Below are 17,383 nucleotides of genomic sequence, written 5' to 3'. Positions count from 1 at the left end.
CCTTGCTTGCTTGCCAAGAAGACTCGTTCTCGGGCACCCCAACACTCAAGACGCACCGACTCAGACCACCCTGTGGAGTTGTGCACCGCATCCGCAGGTTCTCGGTTTCTGCCTGCTCCGCTGACTGTTCCTTGCGGCACGCATGAGGTTGTGATGGATTTCCCCAGCATCCGCAGCAGGTGCGCGCCCGCCGTGGGTCAGCGCGCGCGGCCCGCCTGCAGCACCAGCCAGATGAAGTACGGGATGCCCACGAGCGCCGTCATGACGCCCGCCGGCAGCTGCGCCGGAGCGATCAGCGTGCGCCCCAGCGTGTCGGCCAGCAGCGTCAGCGTGCCGCCCAGCAGCGCCGCGAGCGGCAGCAGCGCGCGGTGCCTCGCACCCACGATGGCGCGCGCCGCATGGGGCGCGACGAGGCCGACGAAGGCCACCACGCCGATGGCGGCGACGGCCGTCGAGGTCAGCGCGACGGCGACGACGAGCGCGACCACCTGCACGGCCGAGAGCCGCACGCCGAGCAGTCGCGGCGTCGACTCGTCGAGCTGCGCGAGGTCGAGATCGCGGTGCATCCACGTGAGCGCGAGCACTGCGACGACCAGCGTGACGGCCACCGGCACGACGTCCTCGAAGCCGCGGCCGTAGGTGCTGCCGGCGAGCCACACGATCGCCTTCGCCTGGTTGTAGGGGTCGGTGACCACGATCAGCATGCTGGTCAGCGCCGCGGTGCCGGCCGAGAGCGCGAGACCGGTGAGCACGAGCCGCAGGCTGCCCAGGCGCCTCCAGCCGACCAGCACCAGCACCAGCGCCCCCGCCAGCGCACCTCCCCCGAGGGCGCCGCCCGCCACCATCCAGCCGACGGCCGCCGGCGCGAGCGTGATGACCGAGATGGCGCCCAACCCGGCGCCACCGGCGACACCGAGCAGATACGGGTCGGCGAGGGCGTTGCGAGCGACGGCCTGCACGAGGCCGCCCGAGATCGCCAGGGCGACGCCCGCCAGCACGGCGGCCGCCACGCGGGGCGTGCGGGTGTCGAGCGTGACCCGCACCGCATCGCCGGCCCGGCCGCCGAGCCAGTTGGCGACGTCGCCGAGCAGCAGCATGCGGTCGCCGAGCAGCACCGCGCCGATCGTGAGCGTCGCGAGCACGAGTGCGGCGATGACGATCGGCACCCAGGCGCGCCGCGCCATGGTGCGCGAGCCCAGCACCGTCATCGACTCGGTCTCGTTCGCCCCGGCGATCGTGCGGGAGAGCACGACGATGCACACCGCGCCGACGAGGCTCGTGACGACGCCGGTGGGCACGTCGAGCGCGGCGGAGGCGGGCAGGACCGCCCGCAGCAGCACGTCGGAGCCGACCACCAGCACGGCGCCCGCCAACGCCGCCAGCGGGATCGCGACGAGGTGCCTCCCGGCGCCGGGGATCCGTGCGACGAGCAGGCGCACCACGATGGGCGCGGCGAGGCCGACGAAGCCGATGGGTCCCGCGATGGCGACTGCGGCGGCGGCCAGCGCCACCGAGGCGACGAGCGTCAGCAGGCGCAGCCGACCGACGCCGACGCCGACGATGGTGGCGGCCTCCTCGCCGAGCGCCAGCACGTCGAGCCTGCGCGAGAGCAGCAGCAGCGCAGCGATGCCGAGCAGCACGAGCGGCAGCAGCTGCGCGACGGTGCCGATCCCGTTCTGGGACAGCTGGCCGACGCCCCAGGCGTAGAGCCCGGCGGTCTCCTGCTCGGCGAGGATGATGGCGACCGTCGTGACCGACTGCAGCGCGAGCGCGAGCGCCGTGCCGACGAGCACCATCTGCGTCGTCGAGCCGCGGCCGCGACCGATCGCCACGACGAGGAGGGCGGCGATGAGGCCGCCGGCGAACGCGAGCCCTGCGCCGCCGATGCCCGGCAGGCTGATGCCGAACACCGCGGCCAGGGCGATCGCGGCGCCGGCACCGCCGTTCACCGCGAGCGTGTCGGGCGAAGCGAGCGGATTGCCGGTGAGCGTCTGCATCGCATAGCCCGCGGCGCCGAGGGCCAGGCCGACGACGATCGCCGCAGCGATCCGTGGCAGCCGGCTCTCGACGATGACCGCCGTGTTGCCCTGCTCGCCGGCCAGCCAGCCCAGCAGCTCGGTGACGCCGAGCTGGGTGGTGCCCTGCGTGGCGTGCCAGGCGGAGAGCCCGACGAGTGCGACGAGGAGGGCCGCGCCGAGCGCGAGCCCTCCAGGTCGGACCCGGGTCACGGTGCGGGCGCGAGCGACGCCACGACGGCGTCGACGTAGGCCGTCATCGACGAGACGCCGCCGAACAGCCAGATGCCATCGGGCAGGCGGTGCACCTTGCCGGCCTGCACGGTCGGCAGCCCCGTCCAGATCGCATTGGTCGCCAGCTGCTCGGTGAAGACGTCGCGCTCACCGACCGTCATGTAGATGATCTGGGCATCGTCGGGCAGGGCCGTGAGGCCCTCGACGTCCGAGATGCCGAGCCCGTACTGCGGGTCGCCCTCGCCCGGCCACGCGTTCGTGAAGCCGACCTCCTCGAGCACCGCGGGCAGCAGCGCGCCCTTCGCGTACGGGCGGATCTCGACCTGGCCGCCGTTCTCGTAGCCGTCCATGTGGGCGAGCGGCGTACCGGTGAGCCCGGCCTCCTCGACCTGATCCTCGACCTCGTCGAGGTGCGCTTGGAACTCGCCGATCGCGGTCTCCGCAGCGTCGGCGGTGCCGGTGGCCTCAGCCGTCAGGCGCAGGTCGGCGAGCATCGTGCCGATCGGGTCGGCGGCGTCGGCGCCCTGCAGCACGAGCACGGGCGCCACGGCCTCGAGGTCGGCGTAGGCGCCCTCGTCGCGGCCCGCGACGGCGACGATCAGGCCGGGCGCGAGCGCGGCGATCGCGTCGATCGACGGCTCGGTGCGCGTGCCGACGTCGGTCGGCTCGCCCTCGAGCGGCGCACCGGTGCCCGACCAGTCGACGTAGCCGGCCGCGTCGGCGACGCCGACGGGCACGATGCCGACCGTCTGCAGGTGCTCGACGGCCACCCATTCGAGCGCTACGACGTCTTCGACACCTGCGGGGATCTCGACCTCGACGCCGCGCGCGTCGGTCACGGTGACCGCCTCCCCCGAGGGCTCGTCGGTGGCCGCGGGGCCGCTCGGCTCGGTGGTGCCGCAGGCGGCGAGCACGAGTGCGGAGAGCACTGCGGCGCTGGCGAGCAGGGTTCGCTTGGACATGGTAGTCCTTCCTCGGACGCTCGGCCCGATGCTGGGGCGCGTCACGCGGCGCGTGACGCGGCCGACCGGCGGCGCAGGCGCTGCGGTCGGATGCGCAGCCCGGATGCTCCGGGCTCGACGTCGATCGGCACCTCGTAGGCGGCGCTGAGCCGCTCGGCCGTCAGCACCTCCTCGGGAGTGCCGGTGGCCACGATCCGGCCGTGCACGAGCAGCACGACCCGGTCGGCGACCTCGGCCGCCTGCTCGAGGTCGTGCAGCACGATGCCGACGGCCACGCCGTCGTCAGCGAGGTCGCGCACGATCTCGAGGATCTCGCGCTGGTACCGCACGTCGAGGAAGGTGGTGGGCTCGTCGAGCAGCACGATGCCGGTCTCCTGCGCCAGGCAGGTCGCCAGCCACACGCGCTGGCGCTGGCCGCCGGAGAGCTGCGCGACCGACTGCTCCGCGAGCTCGGCGATGCCGGTTGCCGCCATCGCGCGCTCGATCACCTCGGCGCCGCGAGGGTCGCCCGAACGGAAGCGGCCGCGGTGGGCGAACCGGCCGTAGGCGACGACCTCGCGCACGCTGACGCCTGACGGATCGGGGTGCGACTGCGCCAGCAGCGCGATGCGCCGGGCGAGCTCGCGCTCCCCCAGGCCGGAGGCGTCGGCGCCGTCGGCGAAGACGACGCTGCCGCCCGTGGGGCGGTGCAGCGCGGTGAGGCCGCGCAGCAGCGTCGACTTGCCGCTGCCGTTCGGGCCTACGAGCGCCGTCACCTGACCGGGCTCGAGCGAGACGGATGCGCCGTGGACGATCCGCGCACGGCCGTAGGCCAGGCTGACGTCGTCGGCGCGCAGCGCGCTCGCTCCGGTGGTGGTCACGAGGTAAGGCTAGCCTTACCTCACCTGCGCCGCAATTCGTCGAGGCGCCGCTGTCAGGCGGAGAGCTCCTGGATGTCGTCGGCCGTCAGGATGACCGGCGCCTCGGTGCCGGCGACCGACTCCTTGGTGACGATCACGCGCTCGACCCCCGGGGTCGACGGCACCTCGAACATGACCGGCGCGAGCACCGTCTCGAGGATCGCGCGCAGGCCGCGAGCGCCGGTCTTGCGGTCGACCGCCAGGTCGGCGATCGCCTGCAGCGCCTCGGGCTCGAAGTCGAGCTTGACGCCGTCGATCTCGAAGATGCGCTGGTACTGCTTCACCAGGGCGTTGCGCGGCTCGGAGAGGATCTGCACGAGCGCCGACTGGTCGAGCGGCGTGACGGTCGCGATGACGGGCAGGCGGCCGATGAACTCGGGGATGAGGCCGTACTTGTGCAGGTCTTCCGGCAGCACGTCCTGGAAGACGTTGAGGTCGGCCTTCAGCGACGCGACCGGTGCGCCGAAGCCGATCCCGCGCTTGCCCGATCGGTTCGAGATGATGTCCTCGAGGCCGGCGAAGGCGCCCGCCACGATGAACAGCACGTTCGACGTGTCGATCTGGATGAACTCGGAGTTCGGGTGCTTGCGGCCGCCCTGCGGCGGCACCGACGCGACCGTGCCCTCGATGATCTTGAGCAGCGCCTGCTGCACGCCCTCACCCGAGACGTCGCGCGTGATCGACGGGTTCTCGGCCTTGCGCGCCACCTTGTCGATCTCGTCGATGAAGACGATGCCGGTCTCGGCCCGCTTCACGTCGTAGTCGGCGGCCTGGATGAGCTTGAGCAGGATGTTCTCGACATCCTCGCCCACGTAGCCCGCCTCGGTCAGCGAGGTGGCGTCGGCGACGGCGAACGGCACGTTGAGCTGCTTCGCGAGCGTCGCCGCGAGGTAGGACTTGCCGCAGCCGGTGGGGCCGACCATCAGGATGTTGGACTTCTGGATCTCGACGCCGTCGCCCGCCATGTCGGCCGACTCGAGCTGCTTCGCGGCGTTGATGCGCTTGTAGTGGTTGTAGACCGCGACCGCGAGCGACTGCTTCGCGCCCTGCTGGCCGACCACGTACTCCTCGAGGAACTCGTAGATCTCGCGCGGCTTCGGCAGCGTGAAGCCGTCGTGGTTCGGGGTCTCGCCGGCCTCGGCCGAGCGCTCCTCGATGATCTCGTTGCACAGCTCGACGCACTCGTCGCAGATGTACACCGCGGGCCCAGCGATGAGCTGCTGCACCTGCTTCTGGCTCTTGCCGCAGAAGGAGCACTTGAGCAGATCGCCGCTCTCTCCGAGTCGTGCCATCGCGCCCTCCCTCAGACTGCGAGCGCGGTTCGCGCCCGTGCTGAAAGCCTAGAGCAGGCGGCTGACACGGCCGTCGACCACGCCGCGATGCCCCGGATCGCCTTCGGTAGGCTGGGAGCATGCTCACCCCGCTCGCCGCGATCGCGGCTGTCATCCTCCTGCCCGCGCACGCCGCCGTCACCGGCACGACGCCTGCCGACGGCGCCGTCATGACCGAGCAGCCCGGCACGTTCAGCGTCACGATGAACGAGGAGCTGCTCACCATCGAGGGTGTCAACAGCGCCAACCAGATCCAGCTCACCGATGCCGAGGGCCGCTTCTACGGCGACGGGTGCACGACGGTCGAAGGCGGCACGATCTCGCTCGCCGCTGCGCTCGGCACGGCCGGCGACTACACGCTGACCTACCAGGTGGTCTCGGCCGACGGTCACACGATCGACGGCACCGTGGGGTTCGCCTTCGAGCCGGTCGCCGGCCAGGAGGGCGTCTCCGGCCTCGCCGCCGCGCCGGTCTGCGGTGTCGCGGCACCGGTCGAGACCGAGGCGGGCGCCACCGACCCGGCCGCCACCGAGCCCGCCGCGACCTCCGACGCACCGGACGCCACCGCATCCACCACCCAGGGCACTGCGGCACCCGACGAGCAGACCGACGAGGGGGCCGAGGGCGGCGAGTTCCCGTTCCTCCCGATCGGCATCCTCGCCCTGCTCGCCGTGCTGGGCGTGATCGCCTACACCGTCAACCGCGGGTACCGCCGCCGCCGCGACGACGCCGCCTGATCGGGCACGCGAAGAGGGCCGGCTCCCCGCGGGGAGACCGGTCCTCTGCCGTCGGCGCTCGACCTAGGCGAGCAGCTGCGGCGCCGTCTTGCGGCTCGTCAGCACCTGGTCGATGAGGCCGTACTCGAGCGACTCCTCGGCCGACAGGAACGTGTCGCGCTCGATGTCCTTCGACACCTTCTCGATGTCGTGGTTCGAGTGCTTCGACAGCGTCTGCTCGAGCCATGCGCGCATCCGCAGCACCTCGCGCGCCTGGATCTCGATGTCGGATGCCTGCCCTCGGCCTGCGTCGGACGTCGCGGGCTGGTGGATGAGGATGCGCGCGTTCGGCAGCGCCAGGCGCTTGCCGGGCTCGCCCGCCGCCAGGATCACGGCGGCGGCCGAGGCCGCCTGGCCGAGGCAGACGGTCTGCACCGCGGGCCGGATGTACTGCATCGTGTCGTAGATCGCCGTCATGGCCGTGAACGAGCCGCCGGGCGAGTTGATGTACATGACGATGTCGCGGTCAGGATCCTGCGACTCGAGCACCAGCAGCTGGGCCATGATGTCGTCGGCGGATGCGTCGTCGATCTGCACGCCGAGGAAGATGATGCGGTCCTCGAAGAGCTTCGCGTACGGGTCCTGGCGCTTGAAGCCGTAGGGGGTGCGCTCCTCGAAGCTGGGGAGGATGTAGCGCGAGCCCGGCGCCTGCAGCGCGCTGCCTGCCGCCTGGAACGTGGGAGTCTCCATCAGTTGCCCTCCTGGCCGGCGTTGCCGTCCTGATCCGTGCCGCCGCCACCGGTGACGTCGGCTGCCGACGCACGCACGTGGTCGACGAAGCCGTACTCGAGCGCCTGATCGGCGGTGAACCACCGGTCGCGGTCGCCGTCGGCGTTGACCTGCTCGACGGTCTTGCCCGTGCGCTCCGCGGTGATCTCAGCGAGGCGCTTCTTCATGTCGAGGATGAGCTGCGCCTGCGTCTGGATGTCGCTCGAGGTGCCGCCGAAGCCGCCGTGCGGCTGGTGCAGCAGCACGCGCGCGTTCGGCGTGATGTAGCGCTTGCCCGGAGCGCCGGCGGTGAGCAGCAGCTGGCCCATCGAGGCCGCCATGCCGATGCCGACGGTGACGATGTCGTTGGGCACGAACTGCATCGTGTCGTAGATCGCCATGCCGGCCGTGATCGAGCCGCCGGGCGAGTTGATGTAGAGGTAGATGTCCTTGTTCTGATCCTCTGCGGCGAGCAGCAGGATCTTCGCGCAGATCTCGTTCGAGTTGTCGTCACGCACCTCCTCGCCCAGCCAGATGATGCGATCGCGCAGCAGTCGGTCGAAGACCGATTGCGCGAAGACGGGTTCAGCCACGGGTGACTCCTTCTCTCGATTGCTCCCACCCTAGGCGAGCAGGATGGCCCCACCGGGCCGTGTTCGCCGCAGGCGGAGGCATGCGGAAGGGGCCGGGCTCGCGCCCGGCCCCTCGTCGCGGATCAGTCCTCGGAGTGCTGCGCGGCGAGCTTCGCCTCGGCCTCGCGGATGGCGCCCTCGACGTCGTCCTCGTCGGCCTGCTCGGCCGGCGGGAGGAAGTCGGTGAGGTCGACGGTCTCGCCCTTGTCGTCGACCACGGTGACGCGGCCGAGCAGGGTCGACAGCGTCTTGCCGCGCAGGATGTCGCCCAGCAGCACCTGCAGCTGGCCGTTGGCCTCGAGCGCCTGCACGAGCTCCTGCGGAGCCATGCCGTACTGGGCGGCCTGCTGCACGACGATCTGCGTGAGCTCCTGCTGCGTCACCTCGAGGTTCGCCTCCTCGGCGAAGCGGTCGAACAGCATCTGCTGCTTGAGGAGCTTGCGGGTCTCCTGCCGGACCTCCTCGCCGTGCGCCTCGTCGTCGGCGCGGTTCTCGGCCTCGAGGTGGCGCACGACCTCGTCCTCGACGACGGCGGTCGGGACCTCGATCTCGACGGCCTCGACGAGCTCGTCCTGGAGGCGCTGGCGCGCCTGCTCGGCCTGGCCCAGCTTGCGGCTGCGGCCGGCCTGCTCGGCGAGGTCGGCCTTCAGCTCGTCGATGGTGTCGAACTGGCTGGCCATCTGCGCGAAGTCGTCGTCGGCCTCGGGCAGCTCGCGCTCCTTGACGGCCTGCACGGAGACCTGGACCTCGGCGTCCTTGCCGGCGTGGTCTCCGCCGACCAGCTTCGAGGTGAAGGTGGTCTCCTCACCGGCGGTGAGCGACTCGACGGCCTCGTCGATGCCCTCGAGCAGCTCGCCCGAGCCGACCTCGTAGGAGATGCCGCTGGCCGTGTCGACCGTCTCGCCCTCGATGGTGGCGGTCAGGTCGAGCGTGACGAAGTCGCCGTTCGCCGCAGGACGGTCGACCGTCACGAGCGTGCCGAAGCGCGAGCGCAGCTCGTTCAGCTCGGTCTCGACGGCGGCGTCGTCGACCTCGATGGCGTCGACCGTGATGGTGCGGCCGTCGACCTCGGGCAGGTCGAAGTCGGGGCGCACGTCGACCTCGATCTCGAGCACCAGGTCGCCCGAGAAGTCCTTGACCTCGGGCCAGGCGGTGACGTCGGCCTGGGGGCGGCCGAGCGGGCGGATGCCGGCCTCGGCGACGCCCTGGCGGTAGAACTCGTCGATCGACTCCGAGACGGCCTGGTTCAGGATCTCCTCGCGGCCGACGCGCTGGTCGATGATCGCCGAAGGCACCTTGCCCTTGCGGAAGCCGGGGACGCTGATCTGCTCGGCGACGGTCTTGTACGCCTGGTCGATCGCGGGGCGCAGCTCTGCGGGCTCGACGTTGATGACGAGCTTGCTGCGCGTGTTCTCGATCTTCTCGACCGTGGTCTTCACGAGGTGGTCTCCTGAGGTTCGGGGGTGTGTTCGGCACTTCGGCCGGGGCGCGCAGAGCACGCCGGATCCGCCGCGTGAGGGCGGACCACCGTCCGAGTCTACCGGCCTGCGCACCGGCCCGCCCCAATCCATCCGTTCGCCCGCGACGAACCACCGGCATGACCGCCCTCGCCCTCGTCGCTCCGCCTGCAATACTCAGGCGCGTGGAGCTTGACGCAGAGACGTGCCTGGTGCGCGCCGCCGAGGGCGATCAGCGCGCGTTCGCGCAGCTGTACGACCTGACGTCGTCCCGCGTCTTCGGGCTGGTGCTGCGCATCCTGGTCGATCGCGCGCAGGCCGAGGAGGTCGCGCAGGAGGTCTTCCTCGAGGCCTGGCGGCAGGCCAAGCGCTTCGACCCGAGCCGCGGCGCCGCCATCAGCTGGCTGCTGCAGATCGCCCACGCCCGCGCGGTCGACCGGGTGCGCGCCTCGCAGTCGCAGCGAAACCGCGACGCCCGCATCGGCGTGCGCGACATCGGCGTGCCGGTCGACCTGGTGGCCGAGCAGGCCGAGATCTCGCTCGACGCCGCACGGGCGCGGCGCGCGCTCGGGCAGCTGAGCGACGCGCACCGCAAGGCCATCGAGCTCGCCTACTTCGACGGGCTCACGCAGTCCGAGATCGCCGAGCGGCTCGATGCGCCGCTCGGCACGGTCAAGACACGCCTGCGCGACGGCATGCAGCGCCTGCGCGGCATCCTGGGGGTGACGGCATGAGCGACGACCAGCGGTCGATCGACGACCTCGCCGCGGCCTATGCGCTCGACGCGCTCAGCCCGGCCGAGCGTGAGCGCTTCGACGCGGAGGCATCGCCCGAGGCTCGGGCTGAGGCGGCGAGCCTGGCCGACACGGCCGCGCTGCTCGCCGGCGACGAGGTCGCGCCGCCGCCGACGCTGCGCGCGAGCGTGCTCGACGCCATCGCCCTCGAGCCGCAGCTGCCGGCGGTCGACACCGCGGCACCCGCCTCGACGGCGCCCGCGGTCGAGCCCGCACTGCCGTTCGCGGCGCCCGCGGCGCTCCCGATCGAGCCCACTCGGGTTGAGGAGACCCGTCGACCCGGCCCGGCGGAGCGGCGTGCACGCGCCCGCTGGCAGCCGCTGCGCGTGCTGGGCGCCGTCGCAGCCGGCACTGCGATCCTGCTGGGCGGCGTCGCCATCGGCACGCAGCTCGGCGGCGCATCGACGCAGGAGGCGCTCGGCGCGGTCGTCGCGGCCGACGACGCCCAGCGCAGCGAGGTCGAGCTGGCCGACGGCACCGTCGCGACGGTCATCTGGTCGCCCGAGCAGGGCCAGTCGGCGATCCTCTTCGAGGGCCTCGACGCGGCTCCCGCGGGCCAGACCTACCAGGCCTGGTACATCGACGCGGCCGGGGCCCACCCGGCCGGCACCTTCGACGCGAGCGGCACCAGCACGGCGTTCCTGCTCGACGGCGAGCTGACGGCGGGCACCGCCGTCGGCGTGACCGTCGAGCCGGAGGGCGGGTCTGAGGCACCGACCACCGAGCCGATCCTCGTCGTCCAGACCTGACGCATCCGCCCGCTTCGGCCAGGGCGCGCGGCAGCGCACGCGAGGGCTGACATGATCGAGCGGTGTCAGACAGCACCGGCGACGCGCCGCGCACCAGGCTCGGCCCCACGGCGATCGTGGTGGCGTCGATCGCGCTCGTGGTCACGTGGAGCTCGGGGTTCATCGGCGCCGAGCTGTCGGCACGCGCCGGCGGCGAGCCGATCACGGTGCTCGCCTGGCGCTTCGTCGTGCTCGCCGGCCTGCTCGTCGCGGCGATGCTCGTGCTGCGCCGCCGCTGGCCGGGCCGCCGCAGCTGGCTGCGGCAGGGCACCATCGCGCTGCTCAGCCAGGCCGGCTACCTGCTGATGATCTTCGAGGGCGTGCGCGCCGGCGTCGACGGCGGCACCGCCGCGCTCATCGCCGCGCTGCAGCCGATGCTCGTCGCCACGATCGCCGGTCGCCTGCTCGGCGAGCGTGCCACCGGGTGGATGTGGTGCGGCATGGCGGTGGGGCTCGGTGGCGTCGCGCTCGTCGTCAGTGGGCAGCTCGGCGAGTCCGGGGCGCCGCTGTGGGCCTACCTGCTGCCGTTCGTGGGCGTGCTGTGCCTCGGCAGCGGCACGGTCCTGCAGCGCCGCTGGCACCTGCAGGACGACCTGCTGCAGACGATCACGATGCAGGCGGTCGTGGCGACCGCGGTGTTCATGGCCGTCGCGCTCGTGCGCGGGCAGGCGGCGCCGCCCGCCACCGCCGAGCTGTGGTTCGCGGTGCTGTGGCTCGTCGTGCTCGCGAGCCTCGGCGGGTACGTGCTCTACGTGACGGTCACGCGCTCGCACGGCGCGACCTTCGTCAGCACGCTGCTCTACCTGACGCCCCCGACCGCGATGCTCTGGGTGTGGCTGGTGTTCGGCGTGCCCGTCACGGGCGTCGGCGTCGTCGGCCTGGTCGTCGCCGCAGTGGGCGTGGTGATCGTGCTGGTCGCGCAGCAGCGCGCGGCGCGCGGCGACAGGTAGCGGCAGGCCCTCCCGCGCCGTCGAGGCTGGCGGGGCCTGGCACCCGGAGCGCTCGTGGTGGATCGTGGAGTCGCACCCCGAGGGATGGAGATCGCCACGACCGCATGGACGAAGGACGAGCTGGATGCGTTCGAGCGCGTCTCCGAGATCCGGGTCGCGGGCGCGCGCAGGGATGGCTCGCTGCGATCGTGGCGCATCGTCTGGCACGCGGTCGTCGACGGGCAGCTGCTCGTGCGCTCGGTGAACGGGCCGGAGGCGCAGTGGTACGTGGGCGTGCTGCGGCAGCTGCGCGGCGGGGTCGCCTGGGACGGCGAGGAGCGCGACGTCGCCTTCGTACTGGACGACTCGCTGGACGACGAGCTCGACGCCGCCTACGTGGCGCGCTACGGCAACGGCGCCCCGACCCGGCGACTGAACGCGGAGCCCGCGCGCGGCACGACGCTGCGCGTCGACGCGCGGTAGCGCGCTGCCGGCTCGGCCCGGGCCCCGCGACAGCAACCGCTCGTCGGGGCGACAGGATTCGAACCCGCGTCGCACCGCGACGCGCTGGCCGCGGGCTTGAGGACCCGCGACAGCGTCGGACCGTCGGGGCGACAGGATTCGAACCCGCGTCGCACCGCGACGCGCTGGCCGCGGGCTTGAGGACCCGCGACAGCGTCGGACCGTCGGGGCGACAGGATTCGAACCCGCGTCGCACCGCGACGCGCTGGCCGCGGGCGTGAGGACCCGCGACAGCGTCGGACCGTCGGGGCGACAGTATTCGACCCCGCTGCGCCCCGCGACGCGCTGGCCGCGGGCGTGAGGACCCGCGACAGCGTCGGACCGGCGGGGCGACAGGATTCGAACCCGCGTCGCACCGCGACGCGCTGCCCGCCGGGCCGAAGGACCTGCGACAGCAGCCGACTCGTCGGGGCGACAGGATTCGAACCTGCGACTTCCCGCCCCCAAAGCGGGCACTCTAGCCAAGCTGAGCTACGCCCCGTAAGGGATCGCTCCCATACGAATGGCGAGTCTATCGGCGCTGCCAGCAGGTGATCGCACGCCCGCTCGACCCCTTCCACCAATGGCGACCTGGTGCACCAGGTCGAATTTGGCGGAAGGGGTCCGCGGAGCGCTCGGCCGGCGCTCCCGCCCGATCACCCGAACGTGAACGAGTAGGCCTCGACGCCCGCGGGCACCGTTACCTCGATCACTCCCTGCTGCGACGCATCCGCCCCGAGCAGCTGGTACGAGCGGGGCGTGCCCGACACCTCGAGCTCCACCCGCTCGCCATCGACGTCGGCGACGACCGTGCCCGAGCCGGCCAGCACCAGTCGCACCTCCTGCCCGCGGTACTCGAGACGGATCCGCGCCTCGCCGTCCCGCGGCGTCACGAACTGCGTCTCGAGGCGCCAGGCGCCGTCGAGCGCGAAGGTGTCGGGCGCCTGCTCCGCCGGGTACGCGAACGCCTCGGTGAGCGTCGAGTAGCGCTCCTCTCCGCCGAAGTTCTGCATCTTGGTGGTGCCGAGGTACGACTCGGGGGTGATGGATGCGTTCTCGGGCGTCTCGTCCGAGAGCTCGGTGGCCGGCGGCAGCGAGACGTCGGGGTTCGCCTGCTGCAGCAGCTCGCGGATCATCTGCTCGCCCTCCCGGTACGAGCCCTCGCCGAAGTGCACGTTGCGCACGGTGCCGTCGGCGTCGACCAGGTAGCGGGCGGGCCAGTAGGCGTTGCGGTAGTTGGTCCAGGTCGAGAGCGAGTTGTCGATCGCCACCGGGTACTCGATGCCGAGCGCGGCCGCGCCGTCGACGACGTTCTGCCGCACCTTCTCGAACGCATACTCGGGGCTGTGCACGCCGATCACCTGCAGCCCCGCGTCGGCGTAGGCGTCCTGCCAGGCGTTCATGTGGGGCGCCGACCGCTGGCAGTTGATGCAGGAGTAGGCCCAGAAGTCGATGAGCACGACCTGCCCGCGCAGCTCGGCCAGGTCGATCGGCTGGTCGCCCTCGGTGTTGAACCACGACTCGATGCCGCGGATGCTCGGGGCCGTGCCGCACTCCTGCAGCTGGGTCGCGCCCGGGTCGCAGAGGTCGAGATCCTTGTTCTCCTCGGTCTCGAGGCCGCCGATCGCGATCGCGTCCTGCACCTCCTCGTTGTCGGCGATGAAGCCCTGGATCGCCGAGGTGTAGTCGGGCACGAGGCGCTGCAGCCTGGCCGGCACGTCGAAGACGAGGCCGAGCGCGAGCAGGATCATGAGCGCGCCGGAGACCATGCGGATCACGCCCTGGCGCTTGCGGAACGCCGCGATGCGCTCGGCGAGGCCGCGGCCCGCGAGCGCGAAGAACAGCAGCGGCAGCGCCGCGCCGATCGCGAACGAGACGGTGAGCACGATCGTGTCGGGGCCGATCTGGCCCGTGGATCCGGCGACGGTGATGGCGGCCAGCACGGGGCCGGCGCACGGCACGTAGACGGCGCCGAGCGCGAGGCCGAGCGGGAAGCCCTGCAGCTTGCCCGACCTCTCGCTGGCCGCGTTCAGCCACGGGATCTTCTGGAACGGCTTCTCGAGCAGGTGCTGCAAGCGGGGCACGATGAGGCCGATGCCGATCAGGCTCAGCACGATGATGCCGGCCCAGCGCAGCACATCCTGCGGCAGCCCCAGCAGGCTCAGCAACAGGCTGCCCGCGAGCGTCATGAGCGTGAAGCTCACGACGATGCCCGCGATCACCAGGTACGGGCGCCAGCGCGAGACGGTGCGGATGCGTCGGGTCCGCACCGCGGTCGCGGTCGCCACCGCGCTCTCGCCCGAGGCCTCCGTGCCCGCGTCGGCAGGCGCATCCGTCGTCTGCCCGCCGCGCGCGGACTGCATGCCGCCCGAGAAGAGGATGACCGGCAGCACCGGGATGATGCAGGGCGAGATGCCGGTGATGAAACCACCGAGCAATCCGATGAGGGCGAGCATGGTGCCTCCTAGGCAGGTTGCACAGGGTTCGGCACGGAGGCGTTCGCGGATGGGGTTCGCGGTCGGCGCGACTCGTCCAATCCGGTCTGCAGGAGGCTCCGAACCCCTGGCATCACCGGCTCGCACGGGCCGGCTACCCCACAGGGAAGGAGAGCAGCGATGCTCACCAAGAAGAACCCCACCATGGCAGGGCTCGTGCTCGTCGGCGCGGCGACGCTCGCGCTCGCCGGCTGCTCGATGGGCGGCAGCACCGCTGCGGCACCCGAGGCCTCGGAGCCGACCGGCATGACGCAGGCGCCGATGGAGTCGGACGCCGCGATGGACCCGGCCTACGACAGCCTCGTCGGCGCCGGCTGCGCGATGTACGACGAGCAGGTGCCAGACGGCGCCGGCTCGATCGTCGGCATGTCGCAGGACCCGGTCGCGGTCGCGGCCTCGAACAACCCGATCCTCACGACGCTCGTCGCCGCGGTCTCTGGCCAGCTGAACCCCGAGGTCGACCTGGTCGACACGCTCAACGGCTCCGAGTTCACGGTCTTCGCGCCGGTCGACGACGCCTTCGCGGCGCTGCCCGCCGAGACCGTCGAGGCGCTCGGCACCCCCGAGGGCGCCGAGACGCTCAGCTCGGTGCTGACCTACCACGTGGTGCCCGGACAGATCGCGCCTGACGCGATCGTGGGCGAGCAGACGACCGTGCAGGGCGAGACGCTCATGGTCGAGGGCTCGGGCGACGAGCTGATGGTCAACGGCGCCACCGTCGTCTGCGGCGGCGTGCAGACCGCCAACGCCACGGTCTACCTGATCGACACGGTGCTGATGCCGCCGTCGATGGGCTGATCACCGCACGATCAGGGCACACAAGCTCGAAGGGCCGGCCGGGTGGGCCGGCCCTTCGTCTGTGCAGGGGCGGATGCGCGACGCGGCCCGGGTGCGCCCGTCCGGTCGCAGCGTGCGCCCGCCCGCCCGCCCGCTACAGCGTGCGCTCGCGGATCATGCGCGCGAGCTCGAGCCCGGAGTCCTTCACGGTGCGCTCCTGCGTGTCGTAGTCGACCCGCACGATGCCGAATCGCTTGTGGTAGCCCCAGGCCCACTCGTAGTTGTCCATCAGCGACCAGTACATGTAGCCCTTGACGGGCACCCCCGCGTCGATCGCGTCGAGCACGGCGCCCACGTGCGCGCGGAGGAAGTCCACCCTCTCGGGGTCGTGGATGCGCGGTGCGAGCGTGCCCGCCTGATCCGTGGACGCATCCGCACCGTCTGCCTCCGTCGCGGCATCCTCCGCGACCCACGGCGTCTCGAGCACCACCTCGTCGTCGTAGGCGGCGCCGTTCTCGGTGACCCAGAGCTCGACGCCCTTCGGCCCCGCGTACTCCTCGTGCAGCCGGGTGAGCAGTCGGGTGAGGCCGTCGGGCTGCACCTCCCAGCCCATCGTCGTCACGGGCAGGCCGCGCGGGTGGATCTGCACGCCGTCGGCCGCCGGGAACGGGCTGCGGATCGCGCGATCGGTCGGCGCATCCTGCAGCATCGGCTCGGCCGGCGGCTCGAACGAGCAGGCGTCGCCGTGGTAGTAGTTGACGCCCAGCACGTCGATGGGGCTCGCGATGATCGCGAGGTCGCCCTCCTGCACCACCGCGTCGAGGCCCAGGTGGCCGACGTCGGCGAGCAGCGTCTCGGGGTAGCAGCCGCGCAGGATCGGGTCGACGAAGAACCGGTTGTACTGCTCGTCGATGCGCCGGGCGGCATCGAGGTCGGATGCGCTGCTCGGGTCGACGGGGTCGGCGACGGTGAAGTTCAGGGTGATGCCGAGGCGCTCGGCGCCCGCATCGCGCAGCGCCTGCACGGCCATGCCGTGGGCGAGCAGCAGGTGGTGGCCCGCCTGCAGGCCGGCCTCGACGCTCTGCCGACCCGGCGCGTGCGCGCCGGCGATGTAGGAGAGGAACGACGAGCACCAGGGCTCGTTGAGGGTGGTCCAGTTCTGCACCCGGTCGCCGAGCCGCTCGTGCACCGCGAGCGCGTAGTCGACGAAGCGGTGGGCGGTGTCGCGGCTCGGCCAGCCGCCGGCCTCCTCGAGCGTCTGCGGCAGGTCCCAGTGGTAGAGCGTCAGCCACGGCAGGATGTCGGCGTCGAGCAGCTCGTCGACGAGCCGCGAGTAGAAGTCGAGGCCCTTGGCGTTCGGGGCGCCGCCGTCGGGGCAGACGCGTGCCCAGCTGGTCGAGAAGCGGTAGGTCTGCAGCCCGAGCTCGCGCATCATCGCGACGTCCTCGGGCATGCGGTGGTAGTGGTCGCAGGCGACATCGCCGTTGTGCGCGTCGATCACCGCCCCGGGGACGCGACTGAACGCATCCCAGATGCTGGGCGTGCGGCCGTCCTCGGCCGCTGCGCCCTCGATCTGGTAGGCCGCCGTGGCGGCGCCGAGCACGAGGTCGTGGGGGATGCTTCGCTGCACGCCATGAGCGTAGCGGGGCGGATGGTGCCGGTGGATGCGGTAGATTCGTCCAGTCCCGCCGCTCACGCGAGTGCGGGGCACGCGGGCGTAGCTCAATGGTAGAGCCTCAGTCTTCCAAACTGATTACGCGGGTTCGATTCCCGTCGCCCGCTCCAATGGGTCGCGATCGCCGGCAATCGAACAGACGCGCGGCCTTCGGCCGCACTGGCAGGATCACGCGGAGGTCCACCGGACCTCCGCGCCCGTCGCCCGCTCCCCTGGGTCGCGATCGCCGGCAATCGAACAGACGCGCGGCCTTCGGCCGCACTGGCAGGATCACGCGGAGGCCCACCGGACCTCCGCGCCCGTCGCCCGCTCCCCTGGGTCGCGATCGCCGGCAATCGAACAGACGCGCGGCCTTCGGCCGCACTGGCAGGATCACGCGGAGGCCCACCGGCCCTCCGCGCCCGTCGCCC

At 72.1% G+C, this 17,383-nt stretch carries 15 protein-coding genes and 2 tRNA genes; 7 read left to right on the top strand and 10 right to left on the bottom strand.

Going from position 1 to position 17,383, the window contains the following annotated elements; all coding sequences use genetic code 11:
- Window positions 1-197: 197 nt before the first annotated feature.
- The 4 genes from Q9250_RS01485 to clpX are packed head-to-tail and all read right to left on the bottom strand — an operon-like array spanning window position 198 to window position 5,402.
- Entirely contained in the window at window positions 198-2,228 is a 2,031-nt protein-coding gene (locus tag Q9250_RS01485) for an iron ABC transporter permease (protein ID WP_306232806.1), read from the bottom strand.
- Window positions 2,225-3,211 (bottom strand): ABC transporter substrate-binding protein, encoded by a 987-nt coding sequence (locus Q9250_RS01480; protein ID WP_306232805.1) that lies wholly within the window; start codon window positions 3,209-3,211, stop codon window positions 2,225-2,227. Before Q9250_RS01480 ends, Q9250_RS01485 begins: the two co-directional genes overlap by 4 nt.
- A 41-nt stretch (window positions 3,212-3,252) precedes the next feature.
- Window positions 3,253-4,071: an ABC transporter ATP-binding protein gene (locus tag Q9250_RS01475; RefSeq protein ID WP_306232804.1), complete on the bottom strand. Its 819-nt coding sequence runs from the start codon at window positions 4,069-4,071 to the stop codon at window positions 3,253-3,255.
- Window positions 4,072-4,124: 53 nt separating this feature from the next.
- Complete coding sequence (gene clpX / locus Q9250_RS01470) at window positions 4,125-5,402, bottom strand: ATP-dependent Clp protease ATP-binding subunit ClpX (protein ID WP_306232803.1); 1,278 nt, start codon at window positions 5,400-5,402, stop codon at window positions 4,125-4,127.
- Window positions 5,403-5,521: 119 nt separating this feature from the next.
- Between clpX and Q9250_RS01465 the strand changes: the two genes are divergently transcribed.
- On the top strand, window positions 5,522-6,178 hold the full coding sequence (locus tag Q9250_RS01465) for a copper resistance CopC family protein (RefSeq protein WP_306232802.1): 657 nt from the start codon (window positions 5,522-5,524) through the stop codon (window positions 6,176-6,178).
- A gap of 63 nt (window positions 6,179-6,241) precedes the next feature.
- On the opposite strand, the gene Q9250_RS01460 is transcribed toward Q9250_RS01465, so the two are convergent.
- The 3 genes from Q9250_RS01460 to tig all read right to left on the bottom strand — a co-directional run bounded on the left by Q9250_RS01460 (window position 6,242) and on the right by tig (window position 8,996).
- Window positions 6,242-6,907: an ATP-dependent Clp protease proteolytic subunit gene (locus tag Q9250_RS01460; protein WP_306232801.1), complete on the bottom strand. Its 666-nt coding sequence runs from the start codon at window positions 6,905-6,907 to the stop codon at window positions 6,242-6,244.
- Window positions 6,907-7,518 carry an ATP-dependent Clp protease proteolytic subunit gene (locus tag Q9250_RS01455; protein ID WP_306232800.1) on the bottom strand — a complete coding sequence of 204 codons (612 nt, stop codon included), beginning with the start codon at window positions 7,516-7,518 and terminating at the stop codon, window positions 6,907-6,909. The genes Q9250_RS01460 and Q9250_RS01455 overlap by 1 nt, the downstream gene beginning before the upstream one ends.
- A 122-nt stretch (window positions 7,519-7,640) precedes the next feature.
- A complete protein-coding gene (gene tig / locus Q9250_RS01450; protein ID WP_422665058.1) occupies window positions 7,641-8,996 on the bottom strand; it encodes a trigger factor in 1,356 nt (451 codons plus the stop codon).
- Between the two features lie 203 nt (window positions 8,997-9,199).
- Between tig and sigK the strand changes: the two genes are divergently transcribed.
- From sigK to Q9250_RS01430, 4 genes are all read left to right on the top strand, one after another.
- The gene (sigK, locus tag Q9250_RS01445) at window positions 9,200-9,748 is read left to right on the top strand and encodes an ECF RNA polymerase sigma factor SigK (RefSeq protein ID WP_306232799.1); all 549 of its coding nucleotides are present in this window, start codon (window positions 9,200-9,202) and stop codon (window positions 9,746-9,748) included.
- Window positions 9,745-10,557 (top strand): anti-sigma factor, encoded by an 813-nt coding sequence (locus tag Q9250_RS01440; protein ID WP_306232798.1) that lies wholly within the window; start codon window positions 9,745-9,747, stop codon window positions 10,555-10,557. The genes sigK and Q9250_RS01440 overlap by 4 nt, the downstream gene beginning before the upstream one ends.
- Before the next feature lie 62 nt (window positions 10,558-10,619).
- Window positions 10,620-11,546 carry a DMT family transporter gene (locus Q9250_RS01435; protein WP_306232797.1) on the top strand — a complete coding sequence of 309 codons (927 nt, stop codon included), beginning with the start codon at window positions 10,620-10,622 and terminating at the stop codon, window positions 11,544-11,546.
- A gap of 84 nt (window positions 11,547-11,630) precedes the next feature.
- Window positions 11,631-12,008: a DUF2255 family protein gene (locus Q9250_RS01430; protein WP_306232796.1), complete on the top strand. Its 378-nt coding sequence runs from the start codon at window positions 11,631-11,633 to the stop codon at window positions 12,006-12,008.
- 445 nt (window positions 12,009-12,453) lie between these two features.
- Here Q9250_RS01430 and Q9250_RS01425 read toward each other — a convergent pair.
- Both Q9250_RS01425 and Q9250_RS01420 read right to left on the bottom strand, forming a co-directional pair.
- A tRNA-Pro gene (locus tag Q9250_RS01425) sits at window positions 12,454-12,528 on the bottom strand.
- Between the two features lie 154 nt (window positions 12,529-12,682).
- Entirely contained in the window at window positions 12,683-14,482 is a 1,800-nt protein-coding gene (locus Q9250_RS01420) for a cytochrome c biogenesis protein CcdA (protein WP_306232795.1), read from the bottom strand.
- Window positions 14,483-14,641: 159 nt separating this feature from the next.
- On the opposite strand from Q9250_RS01420, the gene Q9250_RS01415 reads away from it, so the two are divergent.
- Window positions 14,642-15,319 (top strand): fasciclin domain-containing protein, encoded by a 678-nt coding sequence (locus tag Q9250_RS01415; RefSeq protein ID WP_306232794.1) that lies wholly within the window; start codon window positions 14,642-14,644, stop codon window positions 15,317-15,319.
- A gap of 133 nt (window positions 15,320-15,452) precedes the next feature.
- Here Q9250_RS01415 and Q9250_RS01410 read toward each other — a convergent pair whose 3' ends face one another.
- Window positions 15,453-16,928, bottom strand: coding sequence for a glycoside hydrolase family 1 protein (locus Q9250_RS01410; RefSeq protein ID WP_306232793.1), 1,476 nt, complete (start codon window positions 16,926-16,928; stop codon window positions 15,453-15,455).
- 81 nt (window positions 16,929-17,009) lie between these two features.
- Between Q9250_RS01410 and Q9250_RS01405 the strand changes: the two genes are divergently transcribed.
- Window positions 17,010-17,083: transfer RNA gene (locus Q9250_RS01405), tRNA-Gly, on the top strand.
- The last annotated feature ends 300 nt before the right edge of the window (window positions 17,084-17,383 follow it).

The organism is Agrococcus beijingensis (assembly GCF_030758955.1).
GTDB lineage: Bacteria > Actinomycetota > Actinomycetes > Actinomycetales > Microbacteriaceae > Agrococcus > Agrococcus beijingensis.
Note: the sequence above shows the minus strand (reverse complement) of the source record. Positions and strands in the feature narration are given on the sequence as shown.

Excerpts from the sequence above, each read along its gene's own strand:
- Q9250_RS01465 (WP_306232802.1), top strand. The coding sequence starts at position 5,522 with ATGCTCACCCCGCTCGCCGCGATCGCGGCTGTCATCCTCCTGCCCGCG.
- clpX (WP_306232803.1), bottom strand. The coding sequence starts at position 5,402 with ATGGCACGACTCGGAGAGAGCGGCGATCTGCTCAAGTGCTCCTTCTGC.
- Q9250_RS01415 (WP_306232794.1), top strand. The coding sequence starts at position 14,642 with ATGCTCACCAAGAAGAACCCCACCATGGCAGGGCTCGTGCTCGTCGGC.
- Q9250_RS01460 (WP_306232801.1), bottom strand. The coding sequence starts at position 6,907 with ATGGAGACTCCCACGTTCCAGGCGGCAGGCAGCGCGCTGCAGGCGCCG.
- Q9250_RS01440 (WP_306232798.1), top strand. The coding sequence starts at position 9,745 with ATGAGCGACGACCAGCGGTCGATCGACGACCTCGCCGCGGCCTATGCG.
- Q9250_RS01480 (WP_306232805.1), bottom strand. The coding sequence starts at position 3,211 with ATGTCCAAGCGAACCCTGCTCGCCAGCGCCGCAGTGCTCTCCGCACTC.
- Q9250_RS01430 (WP_306232796.1), top strand. The coding sequence starts at position 11,631 with ATGGAGATCGCCACGACCGCATGGACGAAGGACGAGCTGGATGCGTTC.
- Q9250_RS01420 (WP_306232795.1), bottom strand. The coding sequence starts at position 14,482 with ATGCTCGCCCTCATCGGATTGCTCGGTGGTTTCATCACCGGCATCTCG.